20 protein-coding genes are annotated in these 25,106 nt (G+C 30.6%); 19 read left to right on the top strand and 1 reads right to left on the bottom strand.

Annotated elements, in window-relative coordinates:
• Positions 1-22: 22 nt before the first annotated feature.
• From JL193_RS04720 to JL193_RS04630, 19 genes are all read left to right on the top strand, one after another.
• Positions 23-1,177 carry a FecR family protein gene (locus JL193_RS04720; RefSeq protein ID WP_207972715.1) on the top strand — a complete coding sequence of 385 codons (1,155 nt, stop codon included), beginning with the start codon at positions 23-25 and terminating at the stop codon, positions 1,175-1,177.
• 158 nt (positions 1,178-1,335) lie between these two features.
• The gene (locus JL193_RS04715; protein WP_207972714.1) at positions 1,336-4,416 is read left to right on the top strand and encodes a TonB-dependent receptor; all 3,081 of its coding nucleotides are present in this window, start codon (positions 1,336-1,338) and stop codon (positions 4,414-4,416) included.
• Positions 4,417-4,473: 57 nt separating this feature from the next.
• On the top strand, positions 4,474-5,448 hold the full coding sequence (locus JL193_RS04710; RefSeq protein WP_207972713.1) for a glycerophosphodiester phosphodiesterase family protein: 975 nt from the start codon (positions 4,474-4,476) through the stop codon (positions 5,446-5,448).
• A gap of 4 nt (positions 5,449-5,452) precedes the next feature.
• On the top strand, positions 5,453-6,697 hold the full coding sequence (locus JL193_RS04705; protein ID WP_207972712.1) for a ComEC/Rec2 family competence protein: 1,245 nt from the start codon (positions 5,453-5,455) through the stop codon (positions 6,695-6,697).
• 6 nt (positions 6,698-6,703) lie between these two features.
• Positions 6,704-7,651 (top strand): glycerophosphodiester phosphodiesterase family protein, encoded by a 948-nt coding sequence (locus JL193_RS04700; protein WP_243456836.1) that lies wholly within the window; start codon positions 6,704-6,706, stop codon positions 7,649-7,651.
• 85 nt (positions 7,652-7,736) lie between these two features.
• Positions 7,737-9,041, top strand: coding sequence for an MFS transporter (locus JL193_RS04695; RefSeq protein WP_207972711.1), 1,305 nt, complete (start codon positions 7,737-7,739; stop codon positions 9,039-9,041).
• A 227-nt stretch (positions 9,042-9,268) separates the two neighbouring features.
• Positions 9,269-9,847, top strand: coding sequence for an RNA polymerase sigma-70 factor (locus JL193_RS04690; protein WP_207972710.1), 579 nt, complete (start codon positions 9,269-9,271; stop codon positions 9,845-9,847).
• Between the two features lie 47 nt (positions 9,848-9,894).
• Positions 9,895-11,070: a FecR family protein gene (locus tag JL193_RS04685; protein WP_207972709.1), complete on the top strand. Its 1,176-nt coding sequence runs from the start codon at positions 9,895-9,897 to the stop codon at positions 11,068-11,070.
• A 163-nt stretch (positions 11,071-11,233) separates the two neighbouring features.
• Complete coding sequence (locus JL193_RS04680) at positions 11,234-14,662, top strand: SusC/RagA family TonB-linked outer membrane protein (RefSeq protein ID WP_207972708.1); 3,429 nt, start codon at positions 11,234-11,236, stop codon at positions 14,660-14,662.
• A gap of 20 nt (positions 14,663-14,682) precedes the next feature.
• Positions 14,683-16,068 (top strand): RagB/SusD family nutrient uptake outer membrane protein, encoded by a 1,386-nt coding sequence (locus JL193_RS04675; protein ID WP_207972707.1) that lies wholly within the window; start codon positions 14,683-14,685, stop codon positions 16,066-16,068.
• Between the two features lie 53 nt (positions 16,069-16,121).
• The gene (locus tag JL193_RS04670) at positions 16,122-17,015 is read left to right on the top strand and encodes a glycerophosphodiester phosphodiesterase family protein (protein WP_243456835.1); all 894 of its coding nucleotides are present in this window, start codon (positions 16,122-16,124) and stop codon (positions 17,013-17,015) included.
• A gap of 32 nt (positions 17,016-17,047) precedes the next feature.
• Entirely contained in the window at positions 17,048-17,959 is a 912-nt protein-coding gene (locus JL193_RS04665) for a glycerophosphodiester phosphodiesterase family protein (RefSeq protein WP_207972705.1), read from the top strand.
• Between the two features lie 301 nt (positions 17,960-18,260).
• Positions 18,261-19,262 carry an NAD(P)H-dependent glycerol-3-phosphate dehydrogenase gene (locus JL193_RS04660; RefSeq protein ID WP_207972704.1) on the top strand — a complete coding sequence of 334 codons (1,002 nt, stop codon included), beginning with the start codon at positions 18,261-18,263 and terminating at the stop codon, positions 19,260-19,262.
• Between the two features lie 69 nt (positions 19,263-19,331).
• Entirely contained in the window at positions 19,332-19,937 is a 606-nt protein-coding gene (gene udk, locus JL193_RS04655) for a uridine kinase (protein ID WP_207972703.1), read from the top strand.
• Between the two features lie 4 nt (positions 19,938-19,941).
• Entirely contained in the window at positions 19,942-20,259 is a 318-nt protein-coding gene (locus tag JL193_RS04650; protein ID WP_207972702.1) for an FtsB family cell division protein, read from the top strand.
• Complete coding sequence (locus JL193_RS04645; RefSeq protein WP_207972701.1) at positions 20,259-21,620, top strand: methylmalonyl-CoA mutase subunit beta; 1,362 nt, start codon at positions 20,259-20,261, stop codon at positions 21,618-21,620. The genes JL193_RS04650 and JL193_RS04645 overlap by 1 nt, the downstream gene beginning before the upstream one ends.
• 20 nt (positions 21,621-21,640) lie before the next feature.
• Positions 21,641-21,955: a hypothetical protein gene (locus JL193_RS04640; RefSeq protein WP_207972700.1), complete on the top strand. Its 315-nt coding sequence runs from the start codon at positions 21,641-21,643 to the stop codon at positions 21,953-21,955.
• Positions 21,952-24,045 (top strand): methylmalonyl-CoA mutase, encoded by a 2,094-nt coding sequence (gene scpA, locus JL193_RS04635; RefSeq protein WP_207972699.1) that lies wholly within the window; start codon positions 21,952-21,954, stop codon positions 24,043-24,045. The genes JL193_RS04640 and scpA overlap by 4 nt, the downstream gene beginning before the upstream one ends.
• A gap of 157 nt (positions 24,046-24,202) precedes the next feature.
• A complete protein-coding gene (locus JL193_RS04630; protein ID WP_207972698.1) occupies positions 24,203-24,817 on the top strand; it encodes a GAP family protein in 615 nt (204 codons plus the stop codon).
• An 88-nt stretch (positions 24,818-24,905) separates the two neighbouring features.
• Here JL193_RS04630 and JL193_RS04625 read toward each other — a convergent pair whose 3' ends face one another.
• Complete coding sequence (locus tag JL193_RS04625) at positions 24,906-25,070, bottom strand: hypothetical protein (protein ID WP_207972697.1); 165 nt, start codon at positions 25,068-25,070, stop codon at positions 24,906-24,908.
• Between the last annotated feature and the right edge of the window lie 36 nt (positions 25,071-25,106).

Here is a 25,106-nt window from a genome sequence, read left to right as displayed (position 1 = left end):
ATAATAACATATACGTAAAAGAATGATTTCGAATAAAGTGCAAAATATAATTATAAAATACCTAAACAAACAGGCTTCTGCATCAGAATTAAACGCCTTAGAAGAGTGGTTGAAAGAACCTTCGAACATCAAGGAATTTAATGCGTATGTAAAAGTAAATTATCTCTCAGATTTCAACACGAAAGAATTCGATGCTATTGCTTCAGAAAAAAAAATACTTCATTTTATTGCCAAAGATAAAAAGAGATTACGGCTTAAAAAAGTTACCAATTTTCTTAAATATGCGGCTACAATAGCCATATTTGTTTCTCTTGCTTATTTCTATCAGCAAAATAATTCTAAAAATAAAAAAGAAGTTGCACTTCCTTCGGAAAAAATTACATTACAAACGAGTAATGGAAAATTTACTGTTTTAGAAGAAGATGGAAACTTTAAAATACAGGATAAAGAAGGAAATGTTATAGGAAGCCAAAAAGGAGACGAATTGGTGTACGAGAAAAAGAGTGAAGCGAAAGAGCTTATTTACAACACTTTAAAAGTACCTTATGGAAAACGGTTTGCCATTGTTTTGTCTGACGGAACAAAGGTAAATTTAAATGCAGGTACTTCTTTTAAATATCCTGTAAATTTTATAGAAGGAAAAGAAAGACAGGTTTTTATTGAAAGTGGAGAAGCTTATTTCGATGTTACAAAAGACCCTAAACACCCATTTATCGTAAATAATAGGAATATGAATGTACGTGTTTTAGGAACACAATTTAACATTAGTTCGTATCCAGAAGACGCAAATATTACTACAGTATTGGTTGAAGGTGCTGTAAGTTTGTACAATGCTAAAAATAATTACAATGCAAACAATACCACTTTGCTAAAACCTGGTTTTAAAGCAAATTGGAATAAAAAAGATTCAAATATAAAGGTTCAAAAAGCAGATATCGAGATTTATACGGCTTGGATTAACGGAAAAATACTTTTAAAACATATGCCTTTTAAAAGTATTATTAAAAAATTAGAAAGACATTACAATGTTGAAATTATAAACAATAATAAAAAATTAGATAACGATTTTATTACTGCAACTTTCGAAACAGAAACTATTCAAGAAGTTTTTGAGGTAATAAATGAAGTGCATCCAATAAACTATACAATAGAAAAAAATAAAATAATAATTAACTAAACCTAAAATCTAAACAGCCAATGAAATAAGTACTTTACATTTTAAATAAAAGAAATCTACTTTTTAGTTACCATTAAAAAAAACCGAAAGATGCTGGAACATCTTCCGATTATATAGTGTGACTAAATGAATTAATCACTTAAATACACCACAAAAATATGAAAAAAGTAATTAGGTCTGTAAGAGTAAAAAAACCTTACCCTATAAAACTCAATTTAAAAATGAGAATTACAACATTGTTATTCTTAGTATCGTTATTTCAGCTTCAAGCCACTGAATCTTATTCACAAAAAACCAAAGTTACATTACACTATAAAAATGTAGTTTTAGAGGAAGTTTTAAATAAAATAGAATCTATCACAGATTTTAAATTTATCTACAAAGACAATCATATAAACTACACAAAAAAGGTTTCTATAAAGTCGGCAAAAGAACCCTTATCAAGTGTTTTAAAGAGATTATTCTCTAATACACAGATTTCCTTTTCTGTAAAAGGTAAGCAAATTATTTTAAAACCTGCAAAAAACAAAACTTCTACAGAAGATACTATTCAACAGCAAACTAAAATCACAGGAAAAGTTACGGACATAAATAAGGAACCACTTCCTGGGGCTAGTATTCTTATAAAAGGGACTACAAAAGGGACTGAAACAGATTTTAATGGTAACTTTTCTATAGATGTTACAAATGATAATGTAATACTTATTGTTTCTTACATTGGTTATACTTCTAAAGAGATAGCTATTAAAGGACAAAATAATTTAAAAATTATTTTAGAAGAAAATTTGCAATCTTTAAATGAAGTTATTATTAGAGGATATCGTAAAAGTTTAAGTAAAGCTATTGATATAAAGAAAAATACTGTTAATAGTGTTGATGCTGTTGTTGCTGAAGATATTGCCAAATTTCCTCAATCAAACATGTCTGAAGCTATACAAAGAATTTCAGGTATTCAAATTAGAAGAGATAATGCAGGTGGAGTTGGTAATGAAGTTAGTGTTAGAGGTTTGCCTCCAGAATACACTCAGGTAACATTAAACGGACAAGCCGCTCCAAATTCAAGTGAAGCAAGTAGAACTTATAATTTTAATACTATACCCGCTGAATTATTTGGAGCAGTTGAAGTGTTTAAATCTCCTACAGCTAAATTAGACGAAGGTGGAATTGGAGGAACTGTTAATTTAAAAACAAGAAAAGCTTTAGATATAAAAGACAAAATTTTGGTAACATCACTAGAAGGATTGTACAATACACAAGGAGATAAAATTACACCAAAAGCAAGTTTAGTGTATGGGAAAAATTGGAATAATAAATTTGGTATTATTGTGGGTATAACATACAATAGATTTTTAAATGCTTCAGAAGGTTACGATATTGTAAGATATAGAGACCAGTCTTTTGACACTAATAATGATGGAACAGATGATATTACTGATGTAAGAGTACCACTACCTAGATACGTTCATCAAAACCAAGACGTTAAGCGTTTTGCTTTTAATTTTGGTTCGCAGTATAGACCTTCAGATAATTTTACACTTACGTTTGACGCGCTATATTCAAAAAACAAACAACTTGAAACTCGTTACACTCCTATTTTTTTCGTACAAGGTACAGAAGCAATTAATGTAAAAAATGATGGACCACTTCTACTTTCAGCAGATTTCCAAGATGTACGAATTGTTTTAGAAAATCAGCAACAATTAAATGATACAGATGTATTTCAATCAGGCTTAACTGGTAAATGGTTTATGGGTAATGACTGGCAATTAGAAACAACTGTTTCATATGGTACAAATTCAAGATTTATTGATAGACCAAGATATTATGCACAAAATATAAATACGGTTTCTTTCAGTATTGAGGATGATAAAAAATGGTTTAATCTACAAACTCCTACAGATTTAACCAACCCCTCTCAATTTACAGTAACAGAAGCAAGAGCACGTAATTTAAATTTAAGCGATAAAGTTTTTGGAACGCAGGCAGATTTCACAAAAATAATAAATAACCTAAAACTAGAATTTGGTGCAAAATTTACTAATAGAAATAAAGAGAGGACATTTTTTGATAATAGAATTAGAGGTCTAAGTGATGATTTTGCTCCTATTTCTAAATTATTTACTGGTTTTTTAGACAATGTAGATGAAGCAAAAGGACCCGAAGAATTTTTGGTTCCAGATTGGGATAAAGCAAGAGATATTTATGCTTCTCAAATTGATTTAAAAAACGCGGAGCGTAAAGATGCTTTCTTCGACATTACAGAAAATGTTACAGCATCTTACATTATGGGTACATTTGATTGGACAAAGATTAAACTTAATGCAGGTATAAGATTCGTGAATACATCAATAATTTCAAGAGGTTTAGAGTTAGATGAAACTTCTGGAAATTTTTCTAATCGTGAAGTAAAGTCTAGTTACGTAGATGTTCTACCAAGTATAAATGCCAATTATGAAATTGGTAAAGACTTATTTGTAAGAGCAAATTATGCTCGTGTTATGACAAGACCTAATTTAAGTGATTTAACCTCTTATAGAGAAATTGACGATGTTAATCTTACTATTTCAGAGAAAAATCCAAATTTAAAACCATTTAGAGCAAATCAATATGAAATTGGTTTGGAATGGTATCCAAAAAAAGAAACATTAGTTTCTGGAGCTGTTTTTGTAAAAGATATAGAATCTTTTATTACAAATGAAACGACGCAGGTAGAACTTGACGGACAAACATATACTTTAAGAAGACCAGTTAACGGAAATCAAGCATCTATTGTTGGTATGGAATTGAACTACCAGCAACCATTTTCTTTTTTACCTAGTCCTTTTGATGGTTTAGGTGTTGTAGCTAATTATACACTTTCAAATAGTAATTTTAAAGAAGTTATAGATTTAGGAACAGGAGAAACTGAAAGTTATGATTTACCTAATAATTCTAAGCACTCTTTTAATTTAATTGGTTATTACGAAAAATATGATTTTAATTTTAGAGTTGCATATAATTATAGAAGTGATTTCTTACGAAGTAAACCTGTACCTGAAGACGGTCTAAAATTTAGAGATGACTATGGTCAAACAGATATTTCTGCAGGTTATGATATTTCTGACAAATTTGGAATTACTTTAAATATACTAAACGCTTTTAACGCTCGTAGGTTTGAATACATTTTCAACCCTAATTTTCAAGATAATATTTCTGTTTTCGGAACAACATGGCAATTAGGAGCTAGATACTCCTTTTAAAATTTAATTTCCTGTTTATAATCTATAAACAGGAGATTATTTTTAACTCTTTAAAATATGCACAAATTATTTTGCACTTACCTAATTTTTACATCTATCTTTTATTCTTGTAATAAAAAGAACTTGTTAGACGTAGAGGAAATTGAAAAAAATATACCTCATGGAACAGGTATAGATTCTGAAATAAATCGAACTAAAATAGATTTCTTAATAGATAAACTAAATAACCCAGATAATAATTATGTTTTAGTAGCTTCTCATAGAGGTGGTATTTATTGGAATAATGCTCCTGAAAACACTATTAAATCATTTGAAAGAACATTAGGGACAGGAACAGATATCATTGAAATAGATATAAGAAAAACAAGTGATGGTAAATTAATTGTAATGCACGATAGTGATTTAGAAAGAACAACAAATGGAACAGGAAAAATTTCCCATCGTACCTTATCTTATATCAAATCTTTAAAAATACTAAATAGAGATGGACAAATTACAGATAATTTAGTTCCAACATTAGAAGAAGTAATGCGCTTTGCAAAAGGAAAAACTTTGGTTATGATAGATAAAGCCAACGATTCTTTTGAAGAAGTTAAAAATATCTTGATAAAAACAAAAACAATGGACCATGCAGTTTTTGTTGAACCATATCAAAAAAACGAAGCTCAAAAAAAATTAACACCTTATTTATTTGAAAAGAGTCATTATATACCTAGAGTAAAAGAAACCGTTGATAATGTTGCAAGGTATGTTACTCCATTTTTAAAAGATGGTAGTGCAAGTGCATTTGAAATCAGATTTTCAACAGAAAATTCTCACACATTAAATTTAATTCAAGAGTTTAAAAAACAAAATATAAGTGTATGGATAACAACGCTATCTAAAGAAATGTGTGCTGGACACGATGATACTTTAGCACTAACAAAACCTGAAGAAGCTTGGGGTTGGTGTGTTCGAAAAGGGGCAAATATTTTACTTACTGATTATCCAGAAAAGATGGTAAAATTTTTAGAAACTAAAAAACTACATTAATTTTATGCGGAAATTAAAGGCAATAATATCATTTATTATTATATCATCTTTTGTATTATTTTTTATTTCTTGTGAAAATAATAGAGTAAATAATAAAACTTCTTTAGAGTGGGAAGAAGGTTTTTTAGATATCCATTTTATCCATTCTGGAGGAGGAAATGTTTCTTTTATGATTTTTCCAGACGGAACTTCTTTACTTTTTGACGCAGGAGATGCAAAACAGCGAAAAAAACATCCATATTATCCACCTTTCGATAATAAAAATATTTCTACAGGAGAACGCATTGCAAACTATATTAACTATTTTTTAGATAAAGATACGCTAGACTATGCGCTAATTTCCCATTTTCATAGCGACCATTATGGAGAAGTTACTAGAAATACTCCCATAGCAAAAAATGGAGCTTATAAATTAACAGGCATTACCGCCGTTGGAGATATTATACCTATAAAAAAATTAATTGACAGAGCATATCCAGAATACAATTATCCTCTTGACTTATTAAAACCAAATGGAAAGGTAAATTTATCGATGGATAATTACTTAAAATTCTTGTTGTATCAAAAAGAAAATGCTGGTTTAAAAGTAGAGCAGTTATTTCCAGGTACTAACAAACAAATAATATTAAGACATCAACCATTAAAATTCAAAAATTTTGAAGTTAGAAATATAAAGGTTAATAATTTAATTTGGGCTGGTAAAAATAACGAAATTAGTAAATATACATTTACCCCACCACTAGTTAATAATAAAGGTTATTATAATGAAAACCCTTTAAGTTTGGCTTTAAAAATTTCTTATGGAAAATTCGATTATTATGTTGGTGGAGATTTGCCAGGGATAAATGATTATCCAGATTATGATATTGAAACTTCAATAGGAAAAATTCTTGGAGAAGTAGATGTATTAACCTTAGACCACCATGGCCATAAAGATGCTACAAACGCTTACTTTTTAAAAAAACTGAAACCTCAAGTAATCGCTCATCAAAGTTTACATGACCCGCATTTTTCGAAAAAAGTTCAAAACAATCTTCAAGACAGCAAAGCAGATGTTTTTTCTCCTTTTGTAGGCGAAGAAATAAAAAAACAGTTTGGTCGTCAAATAAAAAAAGTCTATAAAAGTACAAAAGGGCATTTTTTTATTAGAGTATATCCTAATGGAGATAGTTTTGAAATTTTCGTTTTAGATCATAATAAAAATACTTATAAGTTAAAAGAGAAATTTGGTCCCTACAAATCAAAATAAAATTTTATGAAAACATCAATATTAAAAATAAGACATTTTATATACATTCCTTTAGTGCTAATTTTGCTCGTTTCTTGTAAACAACGGGCAAATGATATAACTTCAAAAAAAACGAATAAAAATACTATTCGAAGTTTAATAGCAATGTTAGAAAATGCTGATTCCAACAATGTAATGGTTATTGCACATAGAGGAGATTGGAGAAATGCACCAGAGAATTCTTTACAAGCCATTCAAAACTGTATAGATATGGGGGTAGATATAGTAGAAATAGATATCCATAAGACAAAAGATGGAAAACTCGTTTTAATCCACGATAAAAAATTGGATAGAACTACAACAGGTAAAGGTTTGGTAAAAGACTGGACTTTAGATAGTTTGAGAACGTTGTATTTAAGAAACGGTGCCAATCATCCAACACATCATAAGATACCAACGTTAGAAGAAGCAATGTTATTAGCTAAAGGAAAAATACTTATCAATTTAGATAAATGTTATAGTTATTTTGATGAAGCCTATGAAATACTAAAAAAAACAGGAACTACAGATCAAGTAATTATGAAAGGAAAAGTAACCCTGCCAGAAGTTAGAAAAGAGTTTGGAGAATACTTAGACAAAGTCCCTTTTATGCCTGTAGTTGTGCTTCACGAAGAAAACACGGAAGAAACCATTAACGAATATATAGAAAAATTTTCGCCAATTGCCTTTGAATTTGTTTTCAAAGATGAAAAATCTCCCATACTTAGTAAATTTAAAGAAATTAGAAAAAAGGGTTCTCGGATTTGGGTAAATTCTTTATGGAAAAGTTTAAATGCTGGTTATGAAGATGATATGGCCTTAGTAAAAACGGATAGCATTTATGGTTGGTATATTAAAAAAGGTGTAAATATGATACAAACGGATAGACCTCAACTACTCTTAAACTATCTTCGAGATAAAGGACTTCATAAATAGAATTATTTTTTTACAACCTATTTTTTTTTGAAGATACAAACGAATGTATCTTCTAATTTACCCTATCAAAAATTTAAAAAAGTATATGTTTCAATTTTTCAAAAAATCAGCTTCAAAAGACATTTCTTTAGCAGAAAATGCTCAAAAAAAGTATTACAAAAAACTAAAATGGCAAGTTTTTATTTCCGCAACTTTAGGTTATGGCTTCTATTATGTGTGTCGTTTAAGTTTAAATGTAGTTAAAAAACCAATTGTAGATGCTGGTGTATTAACAGAATCTGAATTGGGCATTATTGGTTCTGCCTTATTCTTTTCTTATGCTGTGGGTAAACTAACCAATGGTTTTTTAGCAGACCACAGCAATATTAAACGTTTTATGGCAGTGGGTCTTTTAATTTCTGCCTTGGCAAATTTAATAATGGGGTTTACAGGCGCATTTTTGTTTTTCGCTATTTGTTGGGGCGTAAATGGTTGGGTACAATCTATGGGGGCTCCCTCTTGTGTTGTTTCATTATCTAGGTGGTATAAAGACAAAGAACGGGGTAGCTTTTATGGTTTTTGGAGTACCAGTCATAATATTGGTGAAGCGCTTACCTATATTTTAACAGCAGTGGTAGTTTCTTACTTTGGTTGGGAATGGGGTTTTAGAGCTGCTGCAATGGTTGGTTTATTAGGTGCGTTAATGATTTCCTTATTTTTCCACGATACACCAGAAAGCAAAGGTTTACCTCCTGTAAACAAAGATTTTAAAAAGGTAAAAACCTCTACTTGGGAAGAACAAAAGGGTGTTTTAAAGAACCTTAACGTATGGATTCTCGCTTTCGCCAGTGCATTTATGTATATTTCTAGATACGCCGTAAATAGTTGGGGACCTTATTATTTCGAAGCTGCAAAAGGCTATACATTAACCCAAGCCAATAGTTTAGTGGCTATTAGTGCCGTTTTTGGAATTTTAGGAACTGCTTCCTCTGGGTTTGTTTCAGATAAACTTTTTAAAGGAAGAAGAAATGCGCCTGCTTTAATTTTTGGATTAATGAATGTGTTTGCGCTTTCACTTTTCTTATTGGGACCTAAAAATATGTGGTGGTTAGACGCCATAAGTATGGTTATTTTCGGATTGGCAATTGGGGCATTAATCTGTTATTTAGGAGGTTTAATGGCCGTTGATATTGCTTCTAAAAAAGCTTCTGGTGCTGCTTTAGGAATTGTTGGAATTATGAGTTATGCTGCTGCAGGAATTCAAGATATTGCAAGTGGCTATTTAATAGAAAATAACAAATCTGTAATAAACGGAGAAACACTTTATAATTTCGATACCATTACTTTTTTCTGGATTGGTGCCGCAATCTTATCTACTTTACTTGCCTTATTGGTTTGGAAGAAAACGTAAAAACCACTAAGAAATTACATTTTTTATTAACTTAATAGTCTCACAAAAACCTTATTATCAATAGATAAAATTCTTACAAATGCTAAAAAAAAGGTTTCATTTTTTTAGCTCTTTACCATACTTTAAAAAATAGTTTACCTAATCTTAATATACATATTGTAAGTTTATAAAGTTATTTTATTGTAATTTGTAATTTTATAATTACTAATTTAATATCTTAATTTTTCTTGGTAGCGGCAAAAAATATACAAATTAAACAAGATTTTAAGCAAATCTTCGACGATAATTACGAGGCATTAGTTCTTTATGCAACAAGATTTTTACCATTAAAAGAAACTAGCGAAGACTTAGTACAAGATCTATTTGTAGATTTATGGAATAAAAACAACTCTTTCCCAGACAATTTGTCTCTTAAAGCTTATTTATATAAGGCAACTCGTAATAAATGTTACAATATTATAAAGCATTATAAGGTAAAAGACAAACATTCTTTAAATACAATTAAGGCGTTGCATGACGATAATCTTTTTTTTAAAAACATTTTAGAAGAAGAAATTGTAAAACAGTTGCATCAGGCAATAGAAAAATTATCAGATCGTAAGAAAGAAATTATAAAACTTAGCTTAAAAGGAATAAAAAATAATGAAATTTCAGAAAATTTAGGCATCAAACTACAAACTGTAAAAACTCTTAAATCTCAAGCTTACAAGATTTTAAGAGAACAGTTTAGAGATATAGAAAATACTATTTATTTCTTATTATTTAGCAATAAACGAATCAATATTTCAAAAAAAATACATTTCTAGTAGTACCATTTTAAATCTGTGTTGTTCTATACAAAAGAACAGGTAGTATGAAGGGTATTTTAAAAATATCGAAACTTATCATTAAAAAGAAGCTGAAAATAATTACAGCTCAAGAAAAAATAGCTTTAAAACAGCAGTATAAAGAACATCCGTTTTCTAAAAAAATAGATTTTGAAAAAGTGGTAGATAGACTTTCTGAATACGAAACGATTAATAAAGAACAAGCTTGGGAAAATATTCTTTTAAAAAGGGAAGCAATTCAGAAAAAAAACAAAAAAACCAAATCAATTGTTAAAAAAAACTGGTTTAAATTTGCTATTGCTGCCATGTTCGTAGGAATTTTAGCTGCCAGTTACTTCTATAAAAACCAGTCTTTTAACATAACTACAGAAAAAAACATTTCTAAATATATAGATACCATAATACCTGGTAGCAACAAAGCGACACTAACTTTGGCAAACGGAACTTCTATCCAGTTAAAAAAAGGAGCGTCTTTTTCGACAAAAAATGCAAATAGTAATGGAGAAAAATTGGTTTATAAGCCTAATAAACAAGAAGTTACAGAAATTGCATACCACTATTTAACAATACCTAGAGGGGGTAATTTTTTTCTAGAATTGTCTGATGGTACTAAAGTATGGTTAAATTCAGAAACACAATTAAAGTATCCAGTTACATTTTTAGATGGAAAAATACGAAAAGTCGAATTGATGTATGGAGAAGCATATTTCGTTGTTTCACCAAGCACACAACACAAAGGTGTAAAATTTAAGGTAATTAATAGCGCACAAGAAATTAATGTTTTAGGAACAGAATTTAATCTAAAAGCCTATAAAGATGAAACAAATATTTACACCACTTTGGTAGAAGGTAAAATCTCTATAGATGTAAATGATAAGGAACAACAATTAACTCCAAATCAACAATTAAATTACAACCTTATAACAAATACTTTAACTACAAAAAAAGTAGATGTTTACAACGAAATTTCGTGGAAAGATGGTTTGTTTAGTTTCGATAATAAATCTATAAAAGAAATGATGAAAGTACTATCTCGTTGGTATGATGTAGATATTATAATTAAAAATAAAAAAATAGAAAATGAAGAATTTATTGGAGTTTTAAGAAAACAACAACAAATTGAAGATATTTTAAACAGTATTAAAAATTTCGGAACAATTAAAAACTTTAAAATAATGGATAAAAAAATAATTTTAGAATAAAAAAAAAGGAACGAAGTATAAACATTTGGCGGTGTCAACAACTTCGTCCCCAAGTAATCACGTATCAATTAAAAACAAATATTTAACTAACACATGCAAACTTATGAAATTTAGTCCTATTAATTTTAGTTTCTTATGTAGGAAACAATTATTCAAAGTAATTATGAAAACCTTTATCTTTTTAATGTGCACAACCGTTTTTAGTTTCAATACAAAAAACACAATAGCACAAAACAAGGTTTATATCGAAAGTGATAAAGAAGTTACCATCGACCAAGTATTTAAAATCATAAAAACACAGAGTGATTTTAATTTTGTGTATCCTAAAAATTTATTTAAAAAAACACCAAAAGTTAAAATAAAAAAGGGCGAAATCGAAATTACTCAACTCTTAAAGAATAGCTTATCAAATAAGAACGTTACTTTTGAAATAATAAAAAACCATACCATTATTATTAAAAGAAAACCTGTTGTTAAAACACCAGAAAAACAACAACAAAGCATTCGTGGAATGGTTACAGACGAAGCAGACAATCCTTTGCCAGGAGCTAGTATTCTTGTAAAAGGAACGACAAAAGGTACCGAAACCGATTTCGATGGTAACTTTTCTATAGATGTTGCAAATGACAATGCAATACTTGTTATTTCTTATATTGGATACACTACAAAAGAAGTAGCCATTAAGGGTAAAAACCAGCTTATAGTAAAGCTTAAAGAAGATGCTAGCCAATTAGAAGAAGTTGTTGTAATTGGTTATGGAAAACAGTCGAAAGCCAAAGTTATTGGTGCAGTTAGTAAAATTAATGCAAAAGAATTAAATAAAGTAGCTTCTGTTTCTTTAGACCAACAGTTGGCTGGTAAAATATCTGGTGTGGTTGTAAATCAAAGTAATGGGCAGCCTGGTGCTTCTTCAAATATCTCCATTAGAGGTGTTGGAACGTTAACTGCAGGTACAAACCCATTAATTGTGGTAGATGGTTTTCCTTTATCTGAAGGGAGCTCTCTAAACTCTATTAATACCAACGATATCGAAAATATTAGTGTCTTAAAAGATGCTGCTTCTGCTGCTATTTATGGTTCTAGAGCAGCAAATGGTGTTATTTTGGTAACTACTAAAAAGGGGAAAAATAACCAAGAAACTAAAATAACGTTAGATACTTATGTTGGTTTTCAACAACAAAGTTCTGGAGTAGAATTAGTAGATGCCTACCAACATGCACAATTTTTAAAAGAAGCGAGAGATTGGGGGTATGTTTCTAAAGACCCTAGCAATAGAAATGCTTCTGACCCAAATAGCGTACGAGTTACCAAAAAACTAAATGGTAGAAATATCGACGGTCGTGAGCTGAACTTAGATTTTCTACAACCTTATTTAGATAGGCAACCTGGTTTAACAAATACAAATTGGATGGATGTTGCCTTTAGAACTGCGCCCATGTATAACTACAACCTTTCTGCATCTGGTGGCAATAAAAAAACAAATTATTATGCTTCTTTAGGGTATTTTAATCAAGAAGGTGTTGTAATTGGAACCGATTTAAAACGCTATTCTGCTTCATTTAATTTATCTTCTAAAATCAACAATAAAATTAAATTTGGCATTTTGCTAAATCCAAGTTTTACCATACTAAATTCCAAAAACCAAGGAAGTAGAAGTTCTGGTGCTTTAGGTTTACTTCCATTAAGTTTTCCTTATTACAGCCCGTATAAAACAGACGGAAGTCTAAATATTAGCGAACAGGTTATTAGCGAGCAAAGAGAATTAGAAGGCGTTCGTATTAATGGTACTCCTGTAGAAAATTTACTAGCAACCTCTACAAAAGTAATCGACCATAAAAAAAGGTTTAGAGTTTTTGGAAACATGTTTGTTGAAGCAGAAATATTAAATAATTTAACTTATAAATTGCTTTTAGGTGGAGATTATGATGCTTATAATAAAGATTATTATTACCCTTCTAGTATTGGTTCTTACAGAACTCCTGCTCCAAGAAAAGATGCAAATGGAGAAGAAACAAAGCAATTTCGTTATAATTATTTAGTAGAAAACACGTTAAATTATAGTTTAGAATTTAACAACCATAGTTTTAACATTTTAGCAGGACATACTTTTCAAAAAGAGTTTAACAATTTCACGAAAGTAACAGGAACAGGCTACCCAGATGATAACATTCAAAATATCGCTGGTGCTAGTGCGTATTCTGCTGATTACAATTCTTCCATTTGGACACTAGAATCTTATTTAGCAAGGATTCAATACGATTATCAAACAAAATATTTAATAAGCGCAGCAGTTAGAACAGATGGCTCTTCAAGGTTTGGTGTAAATAATCGTTGGGGAAGTTTTCCTTCCTTATCTGCGGGTTGGATTTTCACGAAAGAGTCTTTTTTCCCAGAAAACGACATTCTAAACTTTGGAAAACTATCTGCAAGCTGGGGTAAAACAGGAAACAATCAAATAGGAAACTATGGTTCTCAAGCCTTAATTACAGACTCTAATTATGTTTTTAACGACGCTTTAGCACCAGGATTTATTACGACCTCTTCTCCAAACCCAAACTTAGGTTGGGAAGTAGCCTCTTCTCTAAATATTGGTTTAGATTTTCGTTTATTTAACAAATTAAATATTAGCACTGCTTATTACAAAACCAATACAAAAGATTTGTTGTTAAACCTACCAGTACCACAACAAACAGGTTACAATACAGTATTAGCAAACATTGGCGAAATGGAAAATAAAGGATTTGAAATAGACCTTTCTGCCAATAATTTAAAGTTAGGTGCATTAAATATTGGGTTTAATGCAAATATTACCACTTATAAAAATACGGTTTTAGCTTTAGGACCAGACCAAGACGTAATTGCCACTGGAAGAGACGAAAATTTTGTAACTAAAATTGGTCATTCGATCGCAGAAATATATGGTTACGAAATCGAAGGAATTTATAAAACACAAGAAGAAATAAATAACTCACCACACCTTAGTGGAACTTTAACCGGAGATTATAAAGTAAAAGATATTAATAAAGACGGAAAAATCGACTCAAGTGATAAAGTCTCTAAAGGTTCTTTTTTACCAGACTTTACTTATGGTTTTGGTGCAAATGTGGCTTACAACAACTTTAGTTTTAGTTTCGATTTTACTGGGGTTACTGGTAGAACTTTAATGGATGGAGATATGGCTTCGTTAACAGAAGCTGGAGAAGGTTTTTCTGTACCAACAACCTATTATTTTAAAAACAGATACCACCCAACCAACAATCCAAACGGATTTTTAGGACAACCAAATTTTGGAAACTTTTCTAACTCTAGAAAGCAACTTAGAAGCTCTTCTGTAGTAGAAAAAAATAATGGTGATTATTTAAGACTTAGAAACATTCGTTTGGCATACGATTTTTCTCCTTCGGTTTTACAAGCCATAAAAGTATCTAGTTTTCAACTATACCTTTCTGCAAATAATGTTTTTACACTTACAAAATATAGAGGTTGGAATCCAGATGGAACCAGTTCTAACGTATTAACTTCTGGGTATAATACAGGTGCAAACTATCCAATTGCTCGTACTTTTTTAATAGGTGCAAGAATTCAACTTTAAAAACAAAAAAATACAATATTATGAAACGTATTATAGTAATTTTAATCACAATCGCTTTAACCACTATTTCTTGTCAAAACGAATTATTACAAGAACCTATTACCAATAAGGTATCTGGAAAATTTTATACCAATGAAAAAGAATTAGAAGAAGCTGTAAATGCAGTATATGCATCCTTACAATTTACAGGAAATTTTAATACTGCCATTCCTGCAATAGGAGAAATTCCTGGAGAAGATGCATACGATGCAACACCTGCAAACGATGGTGGTGTTTATGGGCAATTAGACGATTACAATGTAATTCCACAAAATGGCTTAATAGGTACTATTTGGCAAGATGCTTACAAAGGCATTCAAAGAGCCAATATTGTTATTAACAGAATAGAAAATGTTACCTACGAAAATAACGATACCAAACAAGCAAGAATTGGAGAAATGAAATTCATTAGAGCTTTATACTACTTTAACTTAGTAAGAATTTTTGGTAATGTTCCTTTAATTATTGATGAAGTTGAAAATCCACAAGACTTTTTCGATCAAAAAAGAGCAGCAACTACAGAAGTTTATTCACAAATTAAAGCAGACTTAGAAGACGCAATTTCTAAATTACCAACTCGTAATGACAGTAACAAAGGTAGAGTCGTAAAATCTGCAGCATATACTTTATTAGGTAAAGTAGCTTTAACCTTAAAAGAATATGCAGATGCAAAAACACAGTTATTAAAAGTCGTAAATACCCAAATTTTTAAATTAATCGATGCAGATAAAGTTTTTGCAATTGATAATGAGTTAAACGAAGAAATTATTTTCGCAGTACAATACGCTTCAGGTATTAATACAAACAAAGAAGGTTCAGACGCCTACAGAATGTTTAATCCAACAAGTAGAGTTGTAAACTCTTTAAGTGGTGCCAAAGGGCATGGTGTGTTAAAAGAATCTTTTTACAATTTATATGCAGCCACAGATGCTCGTAAAGATGTATATGTAGGTAAATTATCTAGTGGCGAAGCCTACAACAATAAAATTGCAGTACCAACTACAGTGATAACAGATGCTGGTAGCGATTGGGTAGTTTTAAGATATGCAGATGTATTGCTAATGCTAGCAGAAATAGAAAATGCATTAAATAACCAAGACCAAGCAATTTTTTATGTAAATGAAATTAGAAAAAGAGCAAAATTAACACCATATACTGGTACAAAAGATAAAAATACTGTTTTTAATGAAATCGATTTGCAAAGAAGATTAGAGCTGGTTTGGGAAGGCCATCGTTGGTTCGACTTGCTACGTCAAGAAAGAGCACAAACGGTCTTAGGAATTACAGATATTAATAAACTATTAATGCCAATTCCAGCAAGTCAAATAGCGGCAAGTACAGCTTTAACTCAAAACCCAGGATATTAATTAAGATGAAAAAAATACAACTATTGTGTAGTCTTTTGTTTCTTCTTTTTTTAATGAATTGCAAAGAGGCAACCCCAAAAGAAGAGAATAAAATTACAGCAAAAAAAGTAGTTACAATTAACGATTTAATTACGAATTTGCAAGATTCTAAAAATAAAGACGTAATTGTAGTTGCTCACAGAGGAGATTGGCGAAATGCACCAGAAAATTCCATACAAGCCATAAAAAATTGTATAGAAATGGGGGTAGATATGGTAGAAATAGATGTACAAGAAACCAAAGACGGGCAACTCGTTTTAATGCACGACAAAACCATTAACAGAACCACAACAGGTAAAGGAAAGGTAACCGAACTAACTTGGGAATATTTACAGAGTTTACATCTTTTAGACGGAATTGGGCATGAAACTCCGCATAAAATTCCAACATTAGAAGAAGCTTTAAAAGTTTGTAAAGATAAAATTTTAGTAAATTTAGATAAGAGCTACGAAATTTTCGATAAGTGTTTCGAAGTTGCGAAAAAAACCGGAACATTATCTCAAATTATTATCAAAGGAAACAAAACGAAAGCAGAAGTAGAAACTCAGTTTGGTAAATATTTAAACAAAGTTAACTTTATGCCTATTGTTCGTTTAAATAACCCGAATTCTAAACAAATTATAAACGAGTATTTAAAAGATAAAAACAACATTCCTGTAGCATTCGAATTTACTGTACCACAAGATACAATCGCATTAATTAAAGAATTTAAAAACATTCGAGAACAAGGCGCAAGTATTTGGGTAAATTCACTTTGGCCAAAACATAATGGTGGCCATGATGATGAAAAAGCCGCGCTAAATACAAAAGTGTACGACTGGTTTTTAAACAATCACGTAGATATTATTCAAACAGACAGGCCTGCCTTACTCCTTTCTTATTTAAGAGAGAAAGGAAAACATCAATAATAAAAAACATCAACAATAAAAAAATATCAATAATGAAAAAAATTATAATACTTGTATTCTTTTTTGCGACCACTTTTTACGCGCAAGAAGCTAAAGTAGAAACCAAAGCAACTGCCATTTTAAAACGTTTAAAAAACCCTTCAAAAGATTATATTTTAGCAGTTTCACATCGTGGAGATTGGCGTTATGCACCAGAAAATAGCTTGGCAGCCATACAACGTTGTATCGATTTAGGGGTAGATGTTGTAGAAATAGATGTACGTCTTACAAAAGATAGACACATGATTTTAATGCACGATAAAACTGTAGATAGAACCACAAACGGAAAAGGCAAAGTAAGCGATTTTACACTGGCAGAAATTAAAAAATTACGTTTAAAAAATGCCTGCGGTGTAAAAGGTTCTATACATCAAATACCTACTCTAAAAGAAGTTATGGAGTTGGCTAAAGATAAAATTTTAATCAATTTAGATAAAGTAGAAGGTGAAACTGTAAAAGAAGCCTACGCAGTTTTAAAAGAAACAGGTACTATAAAACAAGCTATTTTTAAAGGCCGCAAACCCGCAAAATATATGCTCGATAAATATGGAGATTTAATGAAAGAAATAATTTACATGCCTATTTTAATAGACAATGTTACAGATGCCAATAAGTATGTAGAAGAATACAATAACACGATTTCGCCTTTTGCATACGAAGTTACGTTTCCTTCTACGAGTTCTAATAACTTTAAACAAATTAAATATTTAAATTCAAAAAATATAACTGTATTAACCATTCCTCTTTGGGACGATTTAACAGCTGGTCATACAGATGAAAAAGTAATTACTGAAGGTGCAGATGCTGTTTGGGGATGGTTAATTAACAACGGAGCCAATGCAATTATGACGGATAGAACTGCCATGTTAATGGATTATTTAAGAAGCAAAAATCTTCACGACTAAAAGCTAAAAAAGTTTCAAATAAGAAATTGGTATTAGGCTAAAAAAGACGAGACTGTCTCGAAAGTATAAAAATTTGTCATTTCGACTGTAATGGAGAAATCTTATTTATTGAATTTCAGTATTTTAGATTTTTCGATAACTTCGTTCGCTACTTTCAATCAAAATATATTTTGATTTTAGGAATGCTTACAATGACCGTTAAATTTACTTTTGTAACAGCTTCGTCTTTTTTTACATCTCATGCCTTTTAAAACTTTTAAAATAAGTATCTTGTCATAAAATACTTTTTAAAACAATAATTATGAAACTTAAAGTTGGTTTATTGGGTGGTGGTTCTTGGGGTACTACAGTTGCGTCTTTAACGGCCAAAAATAGCGAAACTACACTTTGGGCAAGAAATCCGGAAACCGTAAAAGAAATTAACGAGCATAATTCCAATGAAAAATATTTACCTAATGCAAAATTGCATAAAGGTTTAAAAGCATCAAACTCTATAAAAGAAACCGTACAAAATGCAGATGTTATTGTTATGGGAATACCATCGCAACATTTTAGAGCTGTATTATTAGAAGCAAAACCATACATAAGACCTTGGGTTCCTATTGTTAGCTTGGCAAAAGGTTTAGAAATTTCTACTAAAATGAGAATGACTCAAATTATTGAAGAACTCATGCCAGGACATCCAGCAGGAGTACTTACAGGACCTAATTTGGCAAAGGAAATTCATTTTGGTAAAGCTGCAGCAGCTGTAATTTCTACTGCAGATAAAACCATTGCAAAAAAATTACAAACCGTTTTTAGTTCTGGTTTGTTTAGAGTTTATACAAATACAGATGTAATTGGAAGCGAATTGGGTGGTGCTTTAAAAAATGTTATGGCAATTGCCACAGGAATGGGTGATGGAGCAAATGCTGGTGATAATACGCGTTCTGCGTTAATTACAAGAGGTTTGTCTGAATTAACAAGATTGGGTATAGCCATGGGTGGTAAAAGAAGAACTTTTTCTGGGCTAACAGGTTTAGGTGATTTAGTCGCCACTTGCTCTAGCTCAAAAAGTAGAAATCATCATGTAGGTTTTCAATTAGGAAAAGGAAAAAAATTAGAAGTTATTATAAAGGATATGAATGAAGTTGCAGAAGGCGTTAAAACAACAAAAGTAGTTATGGAATTAGCAAAAGATTATAATGTAGATATGCCTATAACCAAAGAGGTTTATAAAGTTTTGTACGAAGGAAATACTGTTTTCGACGCTTTTAGAGGATTAATTACACACGAAGTAGGTTCTGAAAAAGAACCAGGATAGCACAAAATTTATATATTTATAATATCTTTACTTTTTAAAGTCGAGTTTTTACTAAAATTGTAAATTTTTATGCTAATTATTGGAATTGCTGGTGGAACAGGAAGTGGAAAAACAACTGTTGTAAATCAAATAATCAAACAACTACCTTCAGACGAAGTTTGTGTAATTTCGCAAGATTCTTACTACAATGCAACCGATAACTTAACTTACGAAGAACGCTCTAAAATTAATTTCGACCACCCAAGAGCAATTGATTTCGATTTAATTATCAAGCACTTAAAAGCATTAAAAAATGGCAAAACCATCAATCAACCTGTATATTCTTTTGTAACGCACAATAGAACCAAAGATGTTGTAAAAATACACCCAAGAAAAGTAGTAATTGTAGAAGGCATTCTTATTTTAAATAATAAAGAATTAAGAGATTTGTTCGATATTAAAATTTTCGTACATGCAGAAACAGACGAGCGTTTAATAAGAAGATTAAAAAGAGACATTTCTGAAAGAGGTAGAGATTTAGACGAAGTTTTAAACCGATATCAAACAACTTTAAAACCGATGCATCAACAATTTATAGAGCCAACAAAAAACTTTGCAGACCTTATAATACCTAATGATAAATACAATACTGTTGCCATAGATATCGTTAGAACAGTTATAAACGAACGATTGTAATATAATGATTTTAAAGAACTTAAAAGAAAATAAAATTGTAAAAATTCTAACAAATATTTTTGTTTTAATTTTAATTCCGTTTGTAATATGGATGCTTTTTTTTGATGACAACTCTTATTTAGTACATCGTAAATTCAACAAAGAAATAGAAGATTTAGAAAACACCATCTCATTTTATAAAACAAAAATAAAAGAAGACAAAGCTACCATAAAAAAATTACAAGATTCCTTACAATTAGAACGTTTTGCCAGAGAAAAATATCTAATGAAAAAAGAAAACGAAGATATTTATATTATTGAATTCGATACCATAAAAAAATAATGAGCACATTTTTATTTGACAATTTTAATGGAACTTCGCCAGCTGCTTGGAAACAAAAAATTCAAGTAGATTTAAAAGGTGCAGATTATAACGAAACATTACTTTGGAAAACAAATGACGGACTTACTGTAAGACCTTTTTACACAAAGGAAGACAGAAACCATATAAAAATTAACTTACCCAAAGAAAATTTTAAAACTTGCCAAACTATTTTTATTAATGATGAAGAAAAAGCCAATCTTTTTGCCTTAGATTCTTTAAAAAGAGGGGCAACTGCACTACAATTTGTGGCAAAATCTAAATTCGATTTTAAAGCTGTACTAAAAGAAATTCAATATAAAAAAGTTTTTATTTATTTTAAATTCAACTTTTTAGACGATTCTTTTACAAAAAAAATATCCGAATTTGTAAATAGCAAAATTTGTTATTTTCAAACAGATATTCTTGGAAATTTTTCAGAAAGTGGTAATTGGTTCGTTAACTTAAAAGAAGATCATAAAAAGCTAGAAAGTATTGTAAATTCTACCGAAAACTCGATTTCTGTTTCTGGAGATTTGTATCAAAATGCGGGGGCAAACAACATTCAGCAACTAGCATATACATTGGCGCATGCGAATGAATATTTAAATCATTTTGGAGCTTCAATCGCCTCTAAAATTCATTTTCAGTTTTCTGTTGGTGGAAATTATTTTCACGAAATCGCCAAATTAAGAGCATTTCGCTTGCTTTGGTCTTCACTTTTAAATGAATATAATATTAAAGAAAAAGAAGATGTTCATTTGTTTGTGCAACCTTCTTTACGCAACAAAACATTGTACGATTACAATGTAAATATGTTACGAACAACCTGCGAATGTATGAGTGCCATTTTGGGTGGTGCAAATACAATTGCCAATATTTCTTACAATGCGATATATGCAAAACAAGATGAATTTGGAGAAAGAATAGCAAGAAACCAATTACTAATTTTACAAGAAGAAAGTGGTTTAAAAAACGCCCAAAATTTTGCAAACGGAGTCTATTATATAGAGTCTCTAACACAACAAATAGCCGAAAAAGCTCTTATTATTTTTAAACAAATAGAAAAAGGTGGTGGCTTTTTAAAACAATTAAAAGAAGGCAATATTCAAAGAAAAATAAAAGAAAGTGCCGTAAAAGAAGAAAAACAATTTGCGAAAAAAGAACTTATTTTATTAGGCACAAACTTACAAGCAAACAAACAAGATTTTATGAAAAGTAAATTAGAAATAGATCCTTTTCTAAAACAAAGAAATATAAAAACATTAATTGCCCCATTAATTAGAAAACGCCTTTCAGAAAATCACGAAAAACAACGATTAAAAAATGAAAGCAATTTTTAATGAATCGTTAATAAAAATGAATGAAGAAAAAAGAAATATTAATACAGCAGAAAAAACAAGATCAATTAAAAAAAGAAATAGAATACATTAAAAAAACAATTCCAATTTGTTTAGCGGGTTTTAGCTTTGTTATGCTTTTAATTATATTTTTTTTAGAAGATAAATTGTACATCTATTTTAAAGGAGCTATAAATTTTATTATAGTAGGTATTGCATTTACAATAATAATTGGAATTTTATTCTACAGCTATTGTCTGCGAAAAATTAAGGCGAAAGAAAAACAATCTAAAGCAATTAGTATAAAGTTATACAGCTTAATGAAGCTAGAAAAATGAGTAGAAAATCAGTAGAAAATATCACGCTAAAAAAAGAGGTGTCTAAACCTTTAAAATCTTTTAAGCACGAAGATTTTGTGGCAGGAATTGCGCCAAATTTACGAGGACCTTACTCCACAATGTATGTTAAAAGACCCTGGACAATAAGACAATATGCAGGTTTTTCAACAGCAGAAGAAAGCAATGCTTTTTATAGAAGAAATTTAGAAGCTGGGCAAAAAGGCTTGTCTGTTGCATTCGATTTGGCAACTCATAGAGGTTACGATTCCGATCACGAACGTGTGCAAGGAGATGTAGGCAAAGCAGGTGTTGCCATAGATTCTGTAGAAGACATGAAAATTTTATTCGACCAAATTCCTTTAGATAAAATGTCGGTTTCCATGACTATGAACGGGGCTGTTTTGCCCATTTTAGCATTTTACATTGTGGCAGCAGAAGAACAAGGAGTTTCGCCAGAATTGTTATCAGGAACGATACAAAACGATATTTTAAAGGAGTTTATGGTGCGCAATACCTACATTTATCCTCCTGCTTCATCTATGAAAATTATTGCAGATATTTTCGAATATACCAGTAAGAAAATGCCAAAATTTAATTCGATTTCTATTTCTGGCTATCACATGCAAGAAGCTGGTGCCACTGCAGAAATTGAATTGGCATACACACTCGCAGACGGATTAGAATACATAAAAAAAGGCATAGAAGCAGGGATGGACATCGATTCTTTCGCACCAAGATTATCGTTCTTTTGGGCCATTGGAATGGATCATTTTACTGAAATCGCAAAATTAAGAGCGGCAAGAATGTTGTGGGCAAAAATTGTAAAAGATTTCAATCCTAAAAATCCAAAATCTTTAGCTTTAAGAACGCATTGTCAAACAAGTGGTTGGAGTTTAACAGAGCAAGATCCATTTAATAATGTTGCCAGAACAACAATCGAAGCCATGGCAGCCGCTTTTGGTGGTACCCAAAGTTTACATACAAATGCATTAGACGAAGCCATTGCATTACCCACAGATTTTTCTGCAAGAATTGCAAGAAATACACAAATATACTTGCAACAAGAAACTCACATTACAAAAACAGTAGATCCTTGGGCTGGAAGTTATTATGTAGAAGAATTAACAGAAAAAATTGCCAATAAAGCTTGGGAATTAATGCAAGAAGTTGCAGAATTGGGAGGCATGACAAAAGCCATCGAAAAAGGAATTCCGAAAATGAGAATTGAGGAAGCTGCAGCAAAAAAACAGGCAAAAATAGATAGTGGACAAGACGTTATTGTGGGGGTAAATAAATATCAATTAGAAAAAGAAGATCCTTTACATATTTTAGAAGTAGATAATGAAGCTGTTCGAAATTCTCAAATCGAACGATTAGAAAAATTAAAATTAGAAAGAAATACTGCTGAAGTTAAAAAATCTTTAGTAGCTTTAACTGAAGCTGCAAAATTGAGTTTAAATAAAAAAGATCCTGATATTCATCAGGATAAAAATTTATTAGATTTGGCTGTAAATGCGGCAAGAAATAGAGCAACTTTAGGAGAAATTTCGGATGCTTTAGAGGTCGTTTTTGGCAGGCACAAAGCAGTTCATAAAACCATATCTGGCGTGTATAGTAAAGAAATAAAAGAAGACAAACTCTTTAAAAAAGCAAAAGATCTAGCAGATAAATTTGCAGAATTAGAAGGAAGACGCCCAAGAATTATGATTGCCAAACTAGGGCAAGATGGGCATGATAGAGGCGCAAAAGTAGTTGCTACGGGTTATGCAGATTTGGGTTTCGATGTAGATATTGGGCCACTTTTTCAAACCCCACAAGAAGCGACAAAACAAGCTGTAGAAAACGATGTGCATATTTTAGGAATCTCTTCTTTGGCTGCCGGACATAAAACTTTAGTGCCAAAAGTTATTGCCGAACTAAAAAAATACGAACGCGAAGACATTATGGTAATTGTGGGTGGGGTAATTCCTGCACAAGACTATCAATTTTTATTTGATGCTGGTGCTGTTGGTGTTTTTGGTCCAGGAACAAAAATCGCACAAGCTGCTATAGAGATGTTAACAATTTTAATTGATAGTGTTGTTGAATAACTTCATCAAAAAGAATTCCTAGAGCTTCTGTATCAAGGTTTCCGTTAAAATTGTTCTGCTTCGAGGATAGTTGGTTTCAAGAAATTCTTTATTTTGTTTCTAAACGTATTTTCCGAATTTATATATAGCAGATTACCAATAACAGTAAAAATTAAAAATGACAGACATTGCAATCTTACCTCTGGCACTAACAGTAATGTTGGGCCCCCAAATTTTAGTGGGTATGTTATTAATTACCAGAAAAGATCCCGTAAAAAGTTCTTTAGTTTACGTTTTAGCCATAATAGCTACTTTAATATCTACAACCTATTTATATTATTTGCTTGCAAATATTACAGATTTGCACAAGGCTTCTATAGGCAATAAGCCTTTGGTTAAATACTTTTTAATTGTAGTATTTATATTCTTAATAATTCGTTCGATAGTAAATCGTAATAAAATTACAGAACCACCAAAATGGATGCAAGGTATTTCAACAGCCTCTTTAGGTAAAATTTTTGTTATTGGGTTTTGTTTAATTGCTTTTATGCCAACAGATATTGCAATTGCTTTTAGTGTTGCAAATCTTTTAAATAGCGAATCCAATTCCTTTTTAGAAGCAATGCCTTTTTTTGGAGCCGTTTTATTTATATCTATCTTGCCTTTAGCCATTTATTTTTCTTTAGGTTCAAATGGTTCAAAATATTTAGAGAAAATAAACATTTGGCTAAATACCCATGGCTATATTATAAACGTTATTGTTTTAACTTTTTTTATATTACTTTTAATTTAATCGAAATAATTCGCCAACAAAATAATACCATTTACAAGGATGGCAACCTATACAAATTAGGCAACGAAAACCAAACAAAACTTTAGTTTTACATAAAAATATTCTCGTCTTTAGAGATGTTTTTCTTAGGAATTTCCTTAAAAAAATCTGCGATTTCTAAATCTGCAGTAGCGCCATAAGAAGCCACTAAAGTCCCTTTTGTGTCTTGGGTTTCAATTACATATAAGATAGACATGTCAGACGGATTGCTCATCCCTTCGAACCTATGTTCTGCAACAATTTTTACATC

Source organism: Polaribacter batillariae (assembly GCF_017498485.1).
Taxonomy (GTDB): domain Bacteria; phylum Bacteroidota; class Bacteroidia; order Flavobacteriales; family Flavobacteriaceae; genus Polaribacter; species Polaribacter batillariae.
The sequence above is the reverse complement of the archived record's forward strand: the minus strand, read 5'-3'. Positions and strand labels throughout refer to the sequence as shown.